Origin of the sequence: Oecophyllibacter saccharovorans (assembly GCF_006542375.1) — a bacterium.
Lineage (GTDB): Bacteria > Pseudomonadota > Alphaproteobacteria > Acetobacterales > Acetobacteraceae > Oecophyllibacter > Oecophyllibacter saccharovorans.
This window is the reverse complement of sequence record NZ_CP038143.1, coordinates 404,906-422,792: the sequence shown is the minus strand read 5'-3', so window position 1 is coordinate 422,792 and position 17,887 is coordinate 404,906. Positions and strand designations below refer to the sequence as shown.

At 58.9% G+C, this 17,887-nt stretch carries 19 protein-coding genes; all 19 read left to right on the top strand.

What is annotated here, in order from left to right; all coding sequences use genetic code 11:
• Positions 1–68 precede the first annotated feature (68 nt).
• The 19 genes from rpoB (at position 69) to rplE (ending at position 17,815) form a co-directional block, all read left to right on the top strand.
• Positions 69–4,238, top strand: a complete 4,170-nt coding sequence (rpoB, locus tag E3E11_RS01855) for a DNA-directed RNA polymerase subunit beta (protein ID WP_141450936.1) — start codon at positions 69–71, stop codon at positions 4,236–4,238.
• A gap of 88 nt (positions 4,239–4,326) precedes the next feature.
• Positions 4,327–8,643 carry a DNA-directed RNA polymerase subunit beta' gene (gene rpoC / locus E3E11_RS01850; protein ID WP_141450935.1) on the top strand — a complete coding sequence of 1,439 codons (4,317 nt, stop codon included), beginning with the start codon at positions 4,327–4,329 and terminating at the stop codon, positions 8,641–8,643.
• Between the two features lie 414 nt (positions 8,644–9,057).
• Positions 9,058–9,429: a 30S ribosomal protein S12 gene (gene rpsL / locus E3E11_RS01845; protein ID WP_023979007.1), complete on the top strand. Its 372-nt coding sequence runs from the start codon at positions 9,058–9,060 to the stop codon at positions 9,427–9,429.
• Positions 9,430–9,441: 12 nt separating this feature from the next.
• Positions 9,442–9,918, top strand: coding sequence for a 30S ribosomal protein S7 (gene rpsG, locus E3E11_RS01840; protein ID WP_141450934.1), 477 nt, complete (start codon positions 9,442–9,444; stop codon positions 9,916–9,918).
• 118 nt (positions 9,919–10,036) lie between these two features.
• Positions 10,037–11,227, top strand: a complete 1,191-nt coding sequence (gene tuf / locus E3E11_RS01835) for an elongation factor Tu (RefSeq protein ID WP_141450933.1) — start codon at positions 10,037–10,039, stop codon at positions 11,225–11,227.
• Between the two features lie 116 nt (positions 11,228–11,343).
• Positions 11,344–11,652, top strand: a complete 309-nt coding sequence (gene rpsJ / locus E3E11_RS01830; RefSeq protein ID WP_141450932.1) for a 30S ribosomal protein S10 — start codon at positions 11,344–11,346, stop codon at positions 11,650–11,652.
• Positions 11,653–11,662: 10 nt separating this feature from the next.
• Complete coding sequence (gene rplC / locus E3E11_RS01825) at positions 11,663–12,346, top strand: 50S ribosomal protein L3 (protein ID WP_141450931.1); 684 nt, start codon at positions 11,663–11,665, stop codon at positions 12,344–12,346.
• A 5-nt stretch (positions 12,347–12,351) separates the two neighbouring features.
• Positions 12,352–12,966 carry a 50S ribosomal protein L4 gene (rplD, locus tag E3E11_RS01820; RefSeq protein WP_141452047.1) on the top strand — a complete coding sequence of 205 codons (615 nt, stop codon included), beginning with the start codon at positions 12,352–12,354 and terminating at the stop codon, positions 12,964–12,966.
• Between the two features lie 41 nt (positions 12,967–13,007).
• Positions 13,008–13,304 carry a 50S ribosomal protein L23 gene (locus tag E3E11_RS01815; protein ID WP_194149557.1) on the top strand — a complete coding sequence of 99 codons (297 nt, stop codon included), beginning with the start codon at positions 13,008–13,010 and terminating at the stop codon, positions 13,302–13,304.
• 16 nt (positions 13,305–13,320) lie between these two features.
• A complete protein-coding gene (rplB, locus tag E3E11_RS01810) occupies positions 13,321–14,154 on the top strand; it encodes a 50S ribosomal protein L2 (RefSeq protein WP_141450929.1) in 834 nt (277 codons plus the stop codon).
• Positions 14,155–14,171: 17 nt separating this feature from the next.
• Positions 14,172–14,450 carry a 30S ribosomal protein S19 gene (gene rpsS, locus E3E11_RS01805; protein ID WP_141450928.1) on the top strand — a complete coding sequence of 93 codons (279 nt, stop codon included), beginning with the start codon at positions 14,172–14,174 and terminating at the stop codon, positions 14,448–14,450.
• A 2-nt stretch (positions 14,451–14,452) separates the two neighbouring features.
• Positions 14,453–14,878 (top strand): 50S ribosomal protein L22, encoded by a 426-nt coding sequence (gene rplV, locus E3E11_RS01800; protein ID WP_141450927.1) that lies wholly within the window; start codon positions 14,453–14,455, stop codon positions 14,876–14,878.
• 3 nt (positions 14,879–14,881) lie between these two features.
• On the top strand, positions 14,882–15,559 hold the full coding sequence (rpsC, locus tag E3E11_RS01795; protein WP_141450925.1) for a 30S ribosomal protein S3: 678 nt from the start codon (positions 14,882–14,884) through the stop codon (positions 15,557–15,559).
• Positions 15,560–15,607: 48 nt separating this feature from the next.
• A complete protein-coding gene (gene rplP / locus E3E11_RS01790; protein ID WP_141450923.1) occupies positions 15,608–16,024 on the top strand; it encodes a 50S ribosomal protein L16 in 417 nt (138 codons plus the stop codon).
• Positions 16,025–16,026: 2 nt separating this feature from the next.
• The gene (gene rpmC / locus E3E11_RS01785; protein WP_141450921.1) at positions 16,027–16,254 is read left to right on the top strand and encodes a 50S ribosomal protein L29; all 228 of its coding nucleotides are present in this window, start codon (positions 16,027–16,029) and stop codon (positions 16,252–16,254) included.
• A 13-nt stretch (positions 16,255–16,267) separates the two neighbouring features.
• Positions 16,268–16,546 carry a 30S ribosomal protein S17 gene (rpsQ, locus tag E3E11_RS01780; protein WP_141450919.1) on the top strand — a complete coding sequence of 93 codons (279 nt, stop codon included), beginning with the start codon at positions 16,268–16,270 and terminating at the stop codon, positions 16,544–16,546.
• 12 nt (positions 16,547–16,558) lie between these two features.
• The gene (rplN, locus tag E3E11_RS01775; RefSeq protein ID WP_141450917.1) at positions 16,559–16,927 is read left to right on the top strand and encodes a 50S ribosomal protein L14; all 369 of its coding nucleotides are present in this window, start codon (positions 16,559–16,561) and stop codon (positions 16,925–16,927) included.
• A complete protein-coding gene (rplX, locus tag E3E11_RS01770) occupies positions 16,927–17,247 on the top strand; it encodes a 50S ribosomal protein L24 (protein ID WP_141450915.1) in 321 nt (106 codons plus the stop codon). Before rplN ends, rplX begins: the two co-directional genes overlap by 1 nt.
• Before the next feature lie 10 nt (positions 17,248–17,257).
• Positions 17,258–17,815, top strand: coding sequence for a 50S ribosomal protein L5 (gene rplE, locus E3E11_RS01765; RefSeq protein ID WP_141450913.1), 558 nt, complete (start codon positions 17,258–17,260; stop codon positions 17,813–17,815).
• The last annotated feature ends 72 nt before the right edge of the window (positions 17,816–17,887 follow it).

Below are 17,887 nucleotides of genomic sequence, written 5' to 3'. Positions count from 1 at the left end.
AGGATTCACAGGTGGCGGGAGTTGTCCAGGGCGGGCGCCTCGGAGGTCTGGTTCAGAGGCAGGATGAGATGAACGCAATCACAAAATCGTTCACAGGGCGTAAAAGGATCCGCAAAAGCTTCGGGCGCATTCCCGAAGTCGCGCCGATGCCTAATTTGATTGATGTGCAGCGCGCTTCCTATGAAGCGTTCCTGCAGATGAACGTCAATCCTGACAGCCGCCAGCCGGAGGGACTGCAGGAAGTGTTCCGCTCCGTGTTTCCGATTCACGATTTTGCGGGCAAGGGACGGCTGGACTTCCAGCATTATGAATTTGAAGAGCCGAAATACGACGTCGAGGAATGCATTCAGCGGGGCCTGACCTATGCGGCCCCGCTGAAGGTGATCCTGCGCCTGACCACCTGGGACATTGACGAGGATACGGGTACCCGGTCCATCCGTGATCTCAAGGAACAGCCCGTTTATATGGGTGACATGCCGCTCATGACCGAGAACGGCACATTCATCATCAATGGCACCGAGCGCGTCATCGTTTCGCAGATGCATCGCAGCCCCGGCGTGTTCTTTGACCATGACAAGGGCAAGACCCATTCTTCGGGCAAGTATCTCTATGCTGCCCGAATCATCCCTTATCGTGGCTCCTGGCTGGATTTCGAGTTCGATGCCAAGGACGTCCTGCATGTCCGCATCGACCGCAAGCGCAAGCTGCCTGTCACCACCCTGCTCTATGCCCTTGAAGGCCTCAATTCCATCAAGGCCCGTGAGGCCAAGGAAGCGGCTGGCGGGGACGTTGACAGCCTGGACGTCCTTGGCATGGATCAGGATGAAATCCTGTCTTATTTCTATGACACGGTCATCTACAGCCGTGCCGGTGACGGCTGGGCGCGTCCGTTTGATCCCGACGCATTCCGGGGTCAGAAACTTCTGAGCCCGCTCGTTGATGCCGATAGTGGGGAAGTGATCGCTGAAGCCGATACGAAGCTGACCGCACGCGTTGTCAAGAAAATTTCTGAGAAGACGCGCGTTGTGCAGGTGGGGCGGCTGGATGTGATCGGCCGTTTCGTGGCGCATGACCTGGTGAATCCCCAGACCGGTGAGATCTATGCTGAAGCTGGCGAAGAGCTTACCGACGACCGTCTGACCGAGCTTGAGGAAGCCGGAATTGAAGAGATCCCGACTCTGGCCGTCGACAGCACGCACGGGCCGTGGATCCGCAATACCCTGATGGCTGACAAGAACACGTCCCGTGAGGAAGCCCTGATCGATATCTATCGCATCATGCGCCCGGGCGAGCCGCCGACCCGTGAGACGGCTGAGGCTATGCTGCATGGCCTGTTCTTCGATCCGGACCGTTACGACCTGTCGGCAGTCGGACGTGTGAAGATGAACATGCGTCTGGACGTTGATGCGCCTGACACCCTGCGCGTGCTGCGCAAGGAAGATATCCTGCGGACGGTCAAGGTGCTGTGTGACCTCAAGGACGGCCGCGGCCAGGTCGATGACATCGACAATCTGGGCAACCGGCGCGTGCGTTCTGTCGGCGAGCTGATGGAAAACCAGTATCGCATCGGCCTGCTGCGCATGGAACGCGCCATCCGTGAGCGCATGGGTTCCGTGGACATCGACACCGTCATGCCCCACGATCTCATCAACGCCAAGCCGGCTGCTGCTGCAGTGCGTGAGTTCTTCGGTTCCTCGCAGCTCAGCCAGTTCATGGACCAGACCAACCCCCTGTCGGAAGTGACGCACAAGCGCCGTCTCTCCGCACTGGGTCCGGGGGGACTGACCCGTGAGCGTGCTGGCTTCGAGGTACGCGACGTCCACCCCACGCATTATGGCCGCATCTGCCCGATCGAGACGCCTGAAGGGCCGAACATCGGTCTGATCAATTCTCTGGCCACTTATGCCAAGGTCAACAAATACGGCTTCATCGAAACACCTTATCGTCTTGTGCAGGACGGCGTGCTTCAGGACGGCTGGAAATATCTTTCCGCCATGGAAGAGGAAAAGCTGACCGTTGCGCAGGCTGATGCCCGTCTCGAAGGCGGCCGTCTGACTGACGAAATGGTATCAGTGCGCCAGCAGGGGGATTTCCGCCTCGTTCCGCCAACTCAGGTGACGGCGTGTGACGTCTCGCCCAAGCAGCTGGTTTCGGTTGCGGCGGCCCTCATTCCCTTCCTGGAAAACGATGACGCCAACCGTGCGCTGATGGGCTCCAACATGCAGCGTCAGGCGGTGCCGCTGGTGAAAGCCGATGCGCCGCTGGTCGGCACGGGGATGGAAGCGGCTGTGGCGCATGATTCAGGCGCCACCATCATCGCCAAGCGGGGCGGTATCGTTGATCAGCTTGACGGTGCGCGCATCGTGATCCGGGCTACCGATGAGAAGGGTGCGACGCAGGGGGTGGATATCTACCGTCTGCGCAAATACATGCGCTCCAACCAGTCCACCTGTCTCAACCAGAAGCCTCTGGTGCGGGTGGGTGATCAGGTGGCGGCCGGCGATATCATCGCTGACGGTCCGTCAACGGATCTTGGTGAGCTGGCGCTGGGCCGCAACGTGCTCGTGGCCTTCATGCCCTGGAATGGCTATAACTTCGAGGATTCCATCCTGATTTCCGAGCGCATCGCGCGTGATGACGTGTTCACGTCGATTCATCTCGAGGAATTCGAGGTGATGGCGCGCGACACCAAGCTCGGTCAGGAAGAAATCACGCGCGACATTCCCAATGTCGGTGAAGAGGCGCTGCGCAATCTTGACGAAGCCGGCATCGTCTATGTGGGTGCTGAGGTGAATCCGGGCGATATCCTGGTCGGCAAGGTGACCCCGAAGGGCGAGAGCCCGATGACCCCTGAAGAGAAGCTCCTGCGGGCCATTTTCGGTGAAAAAGCCTCTGATGTCCGTGACACGTCGCTGAAACTGCCGCCCGGCACGACCGGGACAGTGGTGGACGTGCGGGTGTTCTCCCGCCGTGGCGTGGACAAGGATGAGCGCGCCATGGCCATTGAGCGTGCTGAGATCGCTCACCTGGCCAAGGATCGCGATGACGAACGCGCCATTCAGGAGCGCAGCTTCTACAACCGCCTCAAGGAGCGCCTGCTCGGTCAGGTCGTTGCAGCAGGGGTAAAGGGTATCAAGGCCGGGACCGAGGTGACGCCGGAGCTACTGGCTGAGCAGCCGCGTGGCACGTGGCGGCATATCTCGGTAACGGAACCCTCCGTCAATGCCGAGGTGGAAACGCTGACGCGGGAGTTCGATGAAGCGCTCAAGCGCATCAATGCCCGTTTCGACAACAAGGTTGAAAAGCTGCAGCGCGGTGACGAGCTGCCCCCGGGCGTGATGAAGATGGTCAAGGTCTTCGTCGCGGTGAAGCGCAAGCTGCAGCCAGGGGACAAGATGGCGGGCCGTCACGGCAACAAGGGTGTTGTCTCGCGTGTGGTGCCGGTGGAGGACATGCCTTTCCTTGAAAACGGCCAGGCTGTCGATATCGTGCTCAATCCGCTCGGCGTGCCGTCGCGCATGAATGTGGGACAGATCCTTGAAACCCATCTGGGCTGGGCCTGTGCCAATATCGGCCAGAGCATCGCCGAGCTGGTGGATGAGTATCAGCGCACGGGTGAAAAGCGCCAGGAGCTCCTGGACCGGTTGAAGGAAGTGTATGGCGAGCGCGTCTTCAAGGAAGACATTGCCACGCTTTCCAATGACCAGCTGGTGGAACTGGCCAACAACCTGCGCAAAGGTGTGCCGATCGCCACGCCCGTGTTCGATGGTGCTTCCATTCCCGACATCGAGGAGATGCTGGCGCGCGCCGGGGTGGATCGCTCGGGCCAGTCGCAGCTGATCGACGGTCGGACGGGAGAAAAGTTCGAGCGCCAGACGACGGTGGGCTACATCTACATGCTGAAGCTTCACCATCTCGTGGATGACAAGATCCATGCGCGTTCGATCGGGCCCTATTCGCTCGTGACTCAGCAGCCTCTGGGCGGCAAGGCGCAGTTCGGTGGGCAGCGCTTCGGTGAAATGGAAGTGTGGGCCCTCGAAGCCTATGGTGCGGCTTACACCCTGCAGGAAATGCTGACGGTCAAATCCGATGACGTGTCCGGACGTACGAAAGTCTATGAAGCGATCGTGCGTGAGCAGGATGACTTTGAAGCGGGTATCCCCGAGAGCTTCAACGTGCTCGTCAAGGAGCTGAAATCGCTCGGCCTGAACGTGGAACTCGAGCAGTCCGGGTCGTAATCGGCGACCCGGCTGCCTATATTGTTTGAATGATGACTTATAAGACGCCGGCGGCCTGTGTGCCGACCGGCGAGGAGGGTTTGGGCATATGAACGAACTCATGAAAATTCTGGGCCAGTCTGGACAGACTGGCGCCTTTGACCAGATCCGTATTCAGCTTGCCTCCAGTGAACAGATCCGTTCCTGGTCCTTCGGCGAGATCAAGAAACCGGAAACCATCAATTACCGGACCTTCAAGCCCGAACGTGACGGGCTGTTCTGCGCGCGCATTTTCGGGCCGACCAAGGATTACGAATGCCTGTGCGGCAAGTACAAGCGCATGAAATTCCGCGGCATCGTCTGCGAGAAATGCGGTGTGGAAGTGACGTTGGCCAAGGTGCGCCGTGAGCGCATGGGTCACATCGACCTAGCCTCGCCGGTGGCACATATCTGGTTCCTGAAGTCCCTGCCCAGCCGTATCGCCACGATGCTGGACCTGCCGCTGAAAGACGTGGAGCCGGTTCTTTATTTCGAGAAGTTCCTGGTGCTCGACAAGGGCGTCTGCGAAAGCGACGAAATCGAATCCTACAAGCACGGCAAGCGGCGCGATCAGTACCTGCTTGACGAGATCCGTGCTGAAGAGCTCCTGGACACCTATCCGGATGCAGGGATCGAAATCGGGATCGGTGCAGAGGCGATCAAGAAGGCGCTTGCCAGCTATAACTGGGGTATTCCCAATGCCCAGGAAAACGAGCTGAGCAAGGCGGCGCGGGAACGCGGCGAACCTGATCCCTTTGATTACGATACCGAGATCATGGAGGGTGATTCCGAGAAGACCATCATGCGCAAAAAGCTGCGCAAGGCCACCTCGGAAGCAGCCCGCAAAAAGCTCGTCAAGCGTCTGAAGATGGTCGAAGCGTTTGTGGAAAGCGGCGCGCGCCCGGAATGGATGATCATGGACATCATTCCGGTCATTCCGCCGGAACTGCGTCCGCTCGTGCCGCTGGATGGTGGGCGTTTCGCGACTTCCGATCTGAATGATCTCTATCGTCGTGTCATCAACCGTAACAACCGTCTGAAGCGCCTGATGGAACTGCGTGCACCTGACATCATCGTGCGCAATGAAAAGCGCATGCTGCAGGAATCAGTTGATGCGCTGTTTGACAACGGTCGCCGTGGCCGTGCCATCACCGGTGCCAACAAGCGTCCCCTGAAGTCCCTGTCCGACATGCTCAAAGGCAAACAGGGCCGTTTCCGTCAGAACCTGCTCGGCAAGCGCGTTGATTATTCCGGGCGTTCGGTGATCGTTGTGGGGCCGGAGCTGAAGCTGCATCAGTGCGGCCTGCCCAAGAAGATGGCCCTGGAGCTCTTCAAGCCCTTCATCTACTCGAAGCTTGAAAAATACGGCCATGCCACCACCATCAAGGCCGCCAAGCGGATGGTGGAGAAGGAACGTCCGGAAGTCTGGGATATTCTCGAAGAGGTGATCCGCGAGCACCCGGTGATGCTGAACCGTGCGCCGACCCTGCACCGGTTGGGTATCCAGGCCTTCGAGCCCATCCTGATCGAAGGCAAGGCCATCCAGCTTCATCCCCTGGTCTGCACAGCCTTCAATGCCGATTTTGACGGTGACCAGATGGCCGTGCACGTTCCCCTGTCGCTTGAGGCGCAGCTGGAAGCGCGCGTGCTGATGATGTCCACCAACAACATCCTCAGCCCGGCCAATGGCAAGCCCATCATCGTGCCGTCGCAGGATATCGTTCTGGGGCTCTATTATCTGAGCCTTGAAACGCCTGAATACGCCCAGACACCCGACAAGCCTGTCATCGAGGATGGCAAGGTCGTGATAGCGGGTCCCAAGGCCTATACGGGCGTGGCGGAGATCGAAGCGGCTATGGCTTCGGGAAGCCTGCATCTGCATGACAAGATCCGTCTGCGCATGGATCTGATGGGGCCGGACGGAAAGATGGTGCGTGAGACCGTTGTCACCACACCGGGGCGTGCCCTTATCTCCCAGGTGCTGCCGAAGAATGCGGCCATTCCGTTCAGCCTGATCAACAAGCAGCTGACCAAGAAGAACGTTTCTGACGTGATTGACGCTGTCTACCGTCATTGCGGCCAGAAGGAAGCGGTTATCTTCTGCGACCAGCTGATGGCTTTGGGGTTCAAGCATGCGGCGCGCGCCGGTATTTCCTTCGGCAAGGACGACATGGTTGTGCCGCCTGAAAAGGCGGGCCTTGTGGAGCGCACGGCTGCTGAGGTCAAGGAATTCGAGCAGCAGTACCAGGAAGGTCTTATCACGGCTGGCGAGCGTTACAACAAGGTTGTCGATGCCTGGTCGCGCTGCACCGATGATGTGCAGGCCGCGATGCTCAAGGAACTTTCCCGCCAGGTGCCGGGCAAGCCCACCAATTCCGTCTGGATGATGAGCCATTCCGGTGCGCGTGGTTCAGCCGCTCAGATGAAGCAGCTGGCCGGCATGCGTGGCCTGATGGTGAAGCCTTCGGGTGAGATCATCGAGCAGCCGATCATCGCCAACTTCAAGGAAGGCCTGTCGGTTCTCGATTACTTCACCTCCAGCCATGGCGCGCGCAAGGGCCTGGCCGATACGGCGCTTAAGACCGCCAACTCCGGTTACCTGACCCGTCGTCTCGTTGACGTGGCACAGGATTGCATCATCACTGAAGAGGACTGCCATACCGAGCATGGTCTTACGGTCCGTCCAGTTACTGACAGTGGCGAGGTGGTCGCGTCCCTGGGTGAGCGTATTCTGGGCCGTACCCTGGCACAGGATGTGAAGCATCCGGTCACTGGCGAAGTACTGCTGACGCGTGGCACCCTGGTGGATGAAGCGGATGTCGAACGCCTTGAGGAGGCGGGTGTTGAAAGCGCCGAGATCCGTTCTGTGCTGACCTGCGAAAGCAAGGTTGGCATCTGCGCTGCCTGCTACGGGCGCGATCTGGCGCGTGGCACGCCGGTCAATATCGGTGAGGCAGTGGGTGTTATTGCCGCACAGTCGATCGGTGAGCCGGGCACCCAGCTGACCATGCGTACTTTCCATATCGGCGGCACGGCCACCAAAGGGGCTGAGCAGTCGATGGTGGAAGCCATGCGTGATGGCAAAGTGACGATCAAGAACCGCAACGTGGTCGTCAATTCCCAGAACGTGCCGATTGTCATGTCGCGTAACTGCGAAATTCTCCTGACTGACGAAAACGGTCTGGAGCGCGGTCGCTACCGCGTGCCTTACGGCGCACGACTGATGGTCTCGGAAGGCGAGGAAGTGACACGCGGCCAGAAGATGGCTGAGTGGGATCCCTACACCCTGCCCATCATCACCGAGCAGGCCGGCAAGGTGGAATACCAGGACCTTATCGACAGCATCACCCTGGTCGAGCGCATGGATGAGGTTACAGGTCTGACATCGCGTGTGGTGGTGGATTACAAGGGCGGCTCCAAGGGCGTGGACCTGCGTCCCCGTCTGCAGCTGACCGACGGAGAGGGGAACATCATTCATCTTTCCAACGGCAACGAGGCGCGTTACTTCCTGTCGCCTGACAGTATTCTGTCTGTTGAGAACGGCGCTGAGGTGCATGCAGGCGACGTGCTGGCACGCATCCCGCGTGAAGGCTCCAAGACCCGTGACATCACCGGTGGTCTGCCCCGTGTCGCGGAGCTTTTCGAGGCACGGCGCCCGAAGGACCACGCCATCATCGCCGAGGCGGAAGGGCGTGTGGAGTTCGGCAAGGACTACAAGTCCAAACGCTGCATCATCGTCAAGAATGATGAGACCGGCGAGCAGACGGATTACCTTATTCCCAAGGGCAAGCACATTTCCGTTCAGGAAGGGGATTTCGTGCAGAAGGGGGATCCGCTGGTGGATGGGCCGCGTGTGCCGCATGACATCCTGAAAGTCATGGGGGTGGAAGCGCTGTCGGATTACCTGGTGAATGAGATCCAGGACGTTTACCGTCTGCAGGGCGTGAAGATCAACGACAAGCATATTGAAGTGATCGTTCGCCAGATGTTGCAGAAGGTGGAGATCCTGGAGCCGGGTGACACGACTTATCTGATCGGTGAAACGGTTGATCGGATGGAGTTCGAGGCCACCAATCAGGAGCTGGAAGCCAACGGACGCACGCCTGCCAAAGCGATGCCGGTTCTGCAGGGTATCACCAAGGCCTCGCTGCAGACGCAGTCCTTCATCTCTGCCGCTTCCTTCCAGGAGACGACCCGTGTGCTCACGGAGGCTGCCACTTCGGGCAAGGTGGACAACCTGGGCGGTCTCAAGGAGAACGTGATCGTGGGTCGCCTGATTCCGGCCGGTACAGGGGGTGCCATGCGGCGCTTGCGTCACCTGGCCGAACAGCAGGAGCAGGCTTCCCTGGCGAAACCCACCCCGGAGGTGGAGAACGCAGCAGAGTAAGATCGCGCTCAGAAAGACCGGGTAAAATCGGGCTGGCAGATCCGCTAAGGATTTGCCAGCCCTTTTGCATGGGAAAAGCGGAGCATTCCTGTTGGGCCGTACAACAATTGTGTCGGTAGAAAGGCTTGACTTGATGCCCCAGCCGCCTTACGTTCCGCGCCCTAGGCTGTTCTCATCTTCTGAAAAGAGGATGCGGGAATCGCTCCAGGTTAAACGATTCGCTTTCATGTCTACTCTCCTCTGAAAAGAAGAGGGTTAAGCTGAAAGCTCAGAGCTAACGGGAGAGGGAAGATCTCTTTCTCCCGGGTAGTTGTGCGAAGACAGGCGGTTCAGGCCGCATGTCGGTTTGAACGGATGTCATGACGGGGGATGAGCCTTCGTCAGCATGAAATGGACAAGGATTGGGAAGGGCGCATGCCGACCATCAACCAGTTGATCGCAAAGGGCCGCGAGCCTGCCGCTAAGCGGAACAAGGTTCCTGCTTTGCAGGGGTGCCCGCAGAAGCGTGGTGTTTGTACGCGTGTCTATACTGTTACACCCAAGAAGCCGAACTCCGCCCTGCGTAAGGTTGCCAAAGTGCGTCTGACCAACGGGTATGAGGTGGTGAGCTACATTCCGGGTGAAGGCCATAACCTGCAGGAGCACAGCGTGGTGCTTATCCGTGGCGGGCGTGTGAAGGATTTGCCGGGCGTGCGTTACCACATCCTGCGTGGCGTTCTCGACACGCAGGGTATCGCCAAGCGTCGTCAGCGCCGTTCGCTGTATGGCGCCAAGCGTCCGAAATAAGGGGGATACCGAATGAGTCGCCGCCACCGCGCTGTCAAGCGCGAGATCCTTCCCGATCCGAAGTTCGGAGACATCGTTATTACGCGCTTCATGAATGCGCTGATGTACGATGGCAAGAAATCCACTGCAGAGCGCATTGTCTACGGTGCGCTGGATGTGCTGCGCGCCCGTGGTGGCGCAACGGCTGATCCGGTCGCCATGTTCCATGCGGCTCTGGATAATGTGAAGCCGGCTGTTGAAGTGCGCTCCCGTCGTGTCGGCGGCGCTACCTATCAGGTGCCGGTTGAAGTGCGTGCCGAGCGCCGTCAGGCCCTGGCGATCCGCTGGCTGATCGACGCTTCCCGCAAGCGGGGTGAGAACACCATGCAGGAGCGTCTGTCCAACGAATTGATGGACGCCGTGAATAACCGCGGCGCCGCTGTCAAGAAGCGCGAAGACACGCACCGTATGGCTGAAGCCAACAAGGCCTTCAGCCACTATCGCTGGTAAGTTTTACCGGCTAACAATTTTCGCCTGCTTTGCCCTCCGCTCTTGAAGAGGGCAGGGGGCGATATGAAGTTCAGGTTTATCTCTGGTCCGTTCCGGATCAGGGTTTTGGAGAGAGACGATGGCAAAAGCTAAATTTGAGCGGACTAAACCGCACTGCAATATCGGCACCATCGGTCACGTCGACCACGGCAAGACCTCGCTGACGGCTGCGATCACCAAGACGCTGGCTGAAACGGGCGGCGCGACCTTCAGTGCTTACGACCAGATCGACAAGGCCCCCGAAGAGCGTGCACGTGGCATCACGATTTCCACCGCACACGTGGAATACGAGACCGACAAGCGTCACTACGCGCACGTCGACTGCCCCGGCCATGCCGATTACGTGAAGAACATGATCACCGGTGCTGCCCAGATGGACGGTGCGATTCTGGTGGTCTCCGCTGCAGACGGCCCGATGCCGCAGACCCGTGAGCACATCCTGCTGGCGCGTCAGGTCGGTGTTCCTGCCCTGGTGGTCTTCCTCAACAAGGTTGACCAGGTTGACGATCCGGAGCTGCTTGAGCTGGTGGAAATGGAAGTGCGTGAGCTTCTGTCCTCCTATCAGTTCCCCGGCGACGATATCCCCATCATCAAGGGTTCGGCTCTGGCCACTCTTGAAGACGGTGATGCGGCAATCGGCAAGGACCGCGTGCGCGAGCTGATGGACGCTGTCGACAGCTACATCCCTCAGCCGGAGCGTCCGGTTGACCGTCCGTTCCTGATGCCGATCGAAGACGTGTTCTCGATCTCCGGTCGCGGCACCGTGGTGACGGGTCGTGTGGAGCGTGGTGAAGTCAACGTGGGTGATGAAGTCGAGATCGTCGGTCTGCAGCCGACCTCCAAGACGACCGTGACCGGCGTTGAAATGTTCCGTAAGCTGCTCGACCGTGGCGAAGCCGGTGATAACATCGGTGCGCTGCTGCGTGGCACGAAGCGTGAAGACGTCGAGCGTGGCCAGGTTCTGGCCAAGCCCGGCACCATTACGCCGCACAACAAGTTCAAGGCAGAAGCCTACATTTTGACCAAGGAAGAAGGTGGCCGTCATACGCCGTTCTTCACCAACTACCGTCCGCAGTTCTACTTCCGTACGACGGATGTGACGGGTGTGGTTCAGCTGCCGGATGGTGTGGAGATGGTCATGCCTGGTGATAACGTCGCCATGGATGTCGAACTCATCGCCCCGATCGCCATGGATGAAGGCCTGCGCTTCGCCATTCGTGAAGGTGGCCGCACTGTCGGCGCTGGCGTGGTGTCCTCCATCACTGCTTGAGGTCCTTGTTGACCATTGAGCGTGGTCGCCCCGGCCGAAGGTCTTCGGCCGGGGTTCCATTTGGCTCTTTGGGGAACGGCCCGACTGCAGACTACCGAGTTGGATGAAATAAGATCATGGACGACCAAAACATCCGTATTCGCCTCAAGGCATACGATCACCGCGTGCTGGACAACAGTACCCGCGAGATCGTCAATACGGCTAAACGTACGGGTGCGCGAGTGCGCGGTCCTATCCCGCTGCCGACACATATTGCGCGGTTTACCGTGAACCGTTCACCCCATGTGGACAAGAAAAGCCGCGAACAGTTCGAAATGCGAACCCATCGCCGGCTGCTCGATATCGTCGAGCCGACTCCGCAGACCGTGGACGCCCTCATGAAACTCGACCTCGCCGCTGGCGTTGACGTCGAGATCAAACTGTAAGGTCCAGACGATGCGTACCGGATTGATTGCAAAGAAGCTGGGCATGTCCCGGCTGTTCAAGGATGACGGCACTCATGTGCCGGTGACGGTGCTGAGCCTCGAAGACGTCGAGGTGGTGGATGCCCGCACTGATGAGCGCGACGGTTATACAGCCGTTCAGCTCGGTTTCGGTGCAGCTAAGCCCAAGCATGTCACGAAAGCGAACCGTGGGCATTTTGCCCGCACCAAGGTTGAGCCGAAGAAGAAACTGGCTGAATTCCGCGTTTCCCCCGATGCGCTTCTTGAGCCGGGCACCAAGCTGTCTGCTGACCATTTCGTGGTGGGCCAGAAAGTCGACGTGACCGGCCGCAGCAAGGGTAAGGGTTTCGCGGGGGCGATGAAGCGCCATAATTTTGCGGGTCTTGAAGCGTCTCACGGTGTTTCCATCAGCCATCGTTCGCACGGTTCCACTGGTCAGCGCCAGGATCCGGGCAAAGTCTTCAAAGGTAAGAAGATGGCCGGGCACATGGGTGATGAGCGTGTCACGACACAGAACCTCGAAATCGCTGCTGTCGACAAAGAGCGCAATCTTATCATGGTGCGGGGCGCCATTCCCGGAGCCAAGAACGGCTACGTGCTGGTTCGCGATGCAATCAAGAAGGCCCGTCATGCGGACGCACCCTATCCGGCTGCGACCGTGGAGGCCGCCGGGTGACCAACATGGAACACGATATCAAAACCCTCGATAACGGCAGCGCTGGAAAAGTCACGCTTCCGGAAGAGATTTTCGGCCACGCACCGCGCCGCGACATTATGGCGCGGGTGGTGAACTGGCAGCTGGCCAAGCGCCGTGCCGGCACGCATGCCGTCAAAGGCCGCAGTGCCGTTTCCGGTACGACCCGCAAGCCTTACAAGCAGAAAGGCACGGGTTCAGCCCGACAGGGCTCCCTGCGTGCGGCTCAGTTCCGCACAGGTGGCGTTGTGCACGGCCCGGTTGTGCGTGACCATGGCTTCGATCTGCCTAAGAAGGTGCGTCGCCTGGGCCTGCTTTCCGCTCTTTCGAAGAAAGCGGCAGACGGCAAGCTGGTCGTGCTGGAGCGTGCAAGCGGTGTGCAGAAAACGGCTGACGCCGCCAAGCGTCTGAAGGATCTGGGCTGGCGCTCTGCGCTGATTGTTGACCAGACCGTGGATATGCCTTTCCGTCGCGCGATTGATAACCTGCCCAAGATCGACATTATTCCGACGGTCGGGGCGAATGTTTACGATATCCTCAATCATGATCTGCTCGTCATCACGCAGGCAGGGCTTGAGGGTCTCAAGGAGCGCCTGGGATGACTATCAGACCTGTCCTGAATGCCCGCAAGACGGCGAATGATCTGTCACAGGAAAACCTGTATGACGTGATCCGCAAGCCGCTGATCACTGAGAAAGCCACCCAGGCGACCGAGCACAATCAGGTTGTTTTCCAGGTGGCTATCAAGGCGACGAAGTTCGAGATCAAGAACGCGGTCGAGAAGCTCTTCAATGTGAAAGTGGCTGGCGTGAACACGCTTGTCCAGAAGGGTAAAGTCAAGCGCGTCAAAGGCCGTCCGGGCCGTCGTTCCGACATGAAAAAGGCGTATGTCCAGCTCGAGGAAGGTCAGGTCATCGACCTGACCGCCCGTCTGGGCTGAGCGGGGGAAACACATCATGGCATTGAAGCACTTTAATCCCACGACGCCGAGCACCCGCGGCACCGTCCTGATTGATCGCAGCGAGCTCTGGAAGGGCAAGCCGGTCAAGCAGTTGACAGAGGGCAAGAATAAATCGGGCGGCCGTAACAATTATGGTCGGACAACCGTTCGTTTCCGTGGCGGTGGGCATAAGCAGTCCTATCGTTATGTCGACTTCAAGCGGCGCGGTAAGTTCGGTGTTCCGGCAACTGTCGAGCGTCTGGAATATGATCCCAACCGCACGGCTTTCATCGCCCTGCTCCGCTATGAGGATGGGGACCTGTCCTACATTCTCGCACCGCAGCGTGTGAAGGTCGGCGATCGTGTGGTGGCTGATCACCAGACAGACGTGCGCCCCGGCAATGCAATGCCGCTTGGCGCCATGCCGGTCGGAACGATCGTTCATAATATCGAGCTCAAGAAGGGTGCTGGCGGCAAGCTGGCGCGCTCTGCGGGCACGTATGGTCAGCTGGTCGGCAAGGATGCGGGTTACGCGCAGGTCAAGCTGCAATCCGGTGAGCTGCGTCTCGTGCGGGGAGAATGCATGGCGACGGTCGGGGCAGTCTCCAACCCTGACAACATGAACCAGCATCTCGGCAAGGCCGGGCGCAATCGCTGGCTGGGTCGTCGCCCCCACAACCGTGGCGTCGTTATGAACCCGGTCGACCATCCGCATGGTGGTGGTGAGGGCCGCACTTCAGGCGGTCGTAATCCGGTCACACCGTGGGGTGTGCCGACCAAGGGCTACAAGACGCGCACTAACAAGAGGACGGACAGCCTGATTATCCGTCGTCGTAAAACCGGCAAGTAAGAAAGGACATAATCAAGATGGCACGTTCCGTCTGGAAAGGTCCGTTCGTCGACGGGTATCTGTTTGGCAAGGCTGAGAAGGCTCGCGCTTCCGGTCGTAACGAAGTGATCAAGATCTGGTCACGTCGTTCCACCATCCTGCCGCAGTTCGTTGGTCTGACGTTCGGTGTTTATAACGGTCACAAATTCCTGCCCGTGCAGGTGACGGAGAACATGGTTGGGCACAAGTTCGGTGAATTCTCACCGACCCGCACCTATACCGGCCATGGCTCCGATAAGAAGTCGAAGCGAGGCTGATCATGAGCAAGCCTAAGCATACCCGTCCTCTGGAGGACACTGAGGCCCAGGCGATTGCACGCAACATGCGTGTCAGCCCCCGCAAACTCAACCTGGTGGCCGGCATGATCCGCAACCAGCCGGTTGAAAAGGCCCTGGCTGCGCTCACCTTTTCGCGTCGTCGTATCGCCCAGCAGGTCAAGAAGACGCTCGAAAGCGCCGTGGCCAATGCCGAAAACAACCATCAGCTGGATGTCGATCGCCTGATCGTCAAAAACGCTGAGGTCGGCAAGTCGATTGTCATGAAGCGTTTTCACGCTCGTGGACGTGGACGTTCTGCTCGCATCGAGAAGTTTTTCAGCCACCTGAAAATTGTCGTGGCCGAGCAGCCTGAAACCCCCGTCGCACCGCCGAAGGGCAAAAGCGCTAAACAGCAGAAGGCAGCCTGAGCCATGGGACACAAGGTTAATCCGATCGGACTTCGTCTTGGCGTCAACCGCACCTGGGACAGCCGCTGGTATGCAGCCGGCGATTATTCCCGCCTGCTGCATGAAGACCTGAAGCTGCGTAACTTCCTGCGCAAGAAGCTTTCAGGGGCTGGGGTTTCCCGCGTGGTGGTCGAGCGCCCGGCCAAAAAGCCGCGCATCACGATTTACGCTGCGCGCCCCGGTGTGATCATCGGCAAGAAGGGGCAGGATATCGACGCGCTCCGCAAGGAGCTGAGCCGTCTGGCCAAGACGGATGTGGCGCTGAATATTGTCGAGATCCGCAAGCCGGAAATCGATGCCACTCTGGTTGCGGAGAACATTGCTCAGCAGCTGGAGCGGCGCGTTGCTTTCCGTCGCGCCATGAAGCGGGCCATTCAGTCGGCCATGCGTCTTGGTGCCCAGGGTATCCGTATTACCTGCAGCGGTCGTCTGGGTGGGGCGGAAATCGCCCGTGACGAGAAATATCGTGAAGGACGCGTGCCGCTGCACACCCTGCGTGCTGACATCGATTACGGGACCGCCACGGCCCACACCACCTATGGCACCTGCGGGGTGAAGGTCTGGATCTTCAAGGGTGAAATCATGGGCCATGATCCGCTGGCGCAGGATCGTCGCGCCGCAGAGCAGGCGCCGCAGCGCTGAGAGGGGAGACCCTTCTCGTCGAGTGGGCTTGATGTGAGGATATAAGAAATGCTTTCTCCAAAGCGGACTAAGTTCCGTAAGGTCCGCAAGGGCCGTATTCATGGCATGGCCAAGGGTGGCACCGAATTGAATTTCGGGGCTTATGGCCTTAAGGCGCTCGAGCCGGAGCGCATCACCGCGCGCCAGATTGAAGCTTCGCGTCGTGCGATCACACGTGCGATGAAACGTGCCGGGCGTGTGTGGATCCGAATTTTTCCGGATCTTCCGGTCTCGACAAAACCTGCAGAAGTGCGTATGGGTTCGGGCAAAGGCAACCCGGAATACTGGGCTGCCCGCGTCAAGCCGGGACGTATTCTGTTTGAGATCGAAGGCGTTCCGCCGGATGTTGCACGGCTGGCCCTGAGTCTGGCGGCTGCCAAGCTGCCGATCAAGACCAAATTCGTTCAGCGTATCGGAGATGTTTGAGCATGGCTGACGCGTATAAGGTTAATGATCTGCGCGGCAAGACGGTTGATGAGCTGAAAGCTCTTCTCGTCGACCTGAAGCGAGAGCAGATCAATCAGCGTTTCGAAGCTGCCACCGGGCAGACCGAAAATACAGGCCGCGTCAAAATCGTGCGTCGTGCAATTGCGCGCGTCAAGACGCTGCTTCACCAGAACCGTGCGGGCGCCTCAACGTCCGCCGCCAAGTCCTGAGAGGAGACGGACGATGCCAAGGCGCGTCCTGACAGGGCGAGTGACCAGCGATAAGATGGACAAGACGGTAACCGTTCTTGTTGATCGTCGCGTGATGCACCCGCTCTATAAGAAATTCATCCGCCGTTCCAAGAAGTACGCAGCCCATGATGCGGGTAATGTGTGCAAGCCTGGTGATATGGTGCGTATCGAAGAATGCGCTCCAATCTCCAAGCGCAAAACATGGACGGTTGTTTCCCGTAATGGCGTCGACATGGAGGCCCCGGCTTCCTCGACCCCAGTAAACGCATAAGGGAGGCGACACATGATCCATCCCGAGACCAACCTGGACGTGGCCGATAATTCCGGTGCACGTCGGGTGCAGTGCATCAAGGTGCTGGGTGGCTCCAAGCGTAAGAGCGCCTCGGTCGGCGACATCATTGTCGTTTCCGTCAAGGAAGCCATTCCCCGCGGCAAGGTTAAGAAGGGTGACGTTCACCAGGCGGTGATCGTGCGCACTTCCTATCCGGTCAAGCGCCCCGATGGTTCCGTGATCCGCTTTGACCGCAATGCGGCTGTGCTGATCAACAAACAGCAGGAACCGATCGGCACGCGTATCTTTGGCCCGGTCGTTCGTGAGCTGCGCGCGCGCAAGTTCATGAAGATCATCTCCCTGGCTCCGGAGGTGCTGTAATGGCTGCACGTATCAGAAAGGGTGACCAGGTTGTGGTCACCACGGGTCGCTCCCGTGGTGTGCGCGGGGAAGTTCTTGCCGTGCATACGAAAGTCCAGAAGGCGACGGTGCGTGGTGTTGCGATCGCCAAGCGTCATGCCAAGCCCAACCGTATGGGTGAGGGGGGCGGCATCATCGACAAGGAGATGCCGGTCCATCTTTCGAATCTGATGCTGATCGATCCCAAGAGCGGCAAACCGACCCGGGTCGGCTTCCGCATCCTTGAGGATGGTCGCAAAGTTCGCGTCGCCAAGGCGAGCGGCGAAGTGATCGAAGGCTGAGGAGCAAGCGATGAGCGAGAAAACCCTGCCCCGTTTGCAGAAGCAGTATAATGACGTCCTTAAGCAGCAGCTGCGTGAAAAGTTCGGCTATACGAATGACATGCAGATTCCCAAGCTCGAGAAGATCGTGCTGAACATGGGCGTCGGTGAAGCGGCGGCTGACCAGAAGAAACTTGATGCGGCCGTGGCGGAAATGGCCATGATCACCGGTCAGAAGCCTGTCAAGACGGTGGCGCGCAAGGCTATCGCGGGCTTCAAGATCCGTGAGGGTCTGCCCATTGGCTGTAAGGTCACGTTGCGCAAGGGACGTATGTATGAGTTCCTTGACCGTCTGGTCACGATTGCCATGCCGCGAATCCGCGATTTCCGCGGTCTGCCTGCCAATAAAGGTTTTGACGGCCGCGGTAATTTTGCCATGGGTCTCAAGGAACAGATCGTGTTTCCCGAGATTGACTATGACAAGATCGATGATGTCCGTGGCATGGACATCATTTTCGTGACGTCCGCCAAGACCGATGCGGAAGCCAAGGCCCTGCTGAAAGCCTTTGATCTTCCGCTGGCGTCCTGAACGTCCTTTTGAAGGCACTCTTGTAAAAGAACGGGTCTTTTCCCCTTCACAGAGAGGGGGGGGACCCGTTAC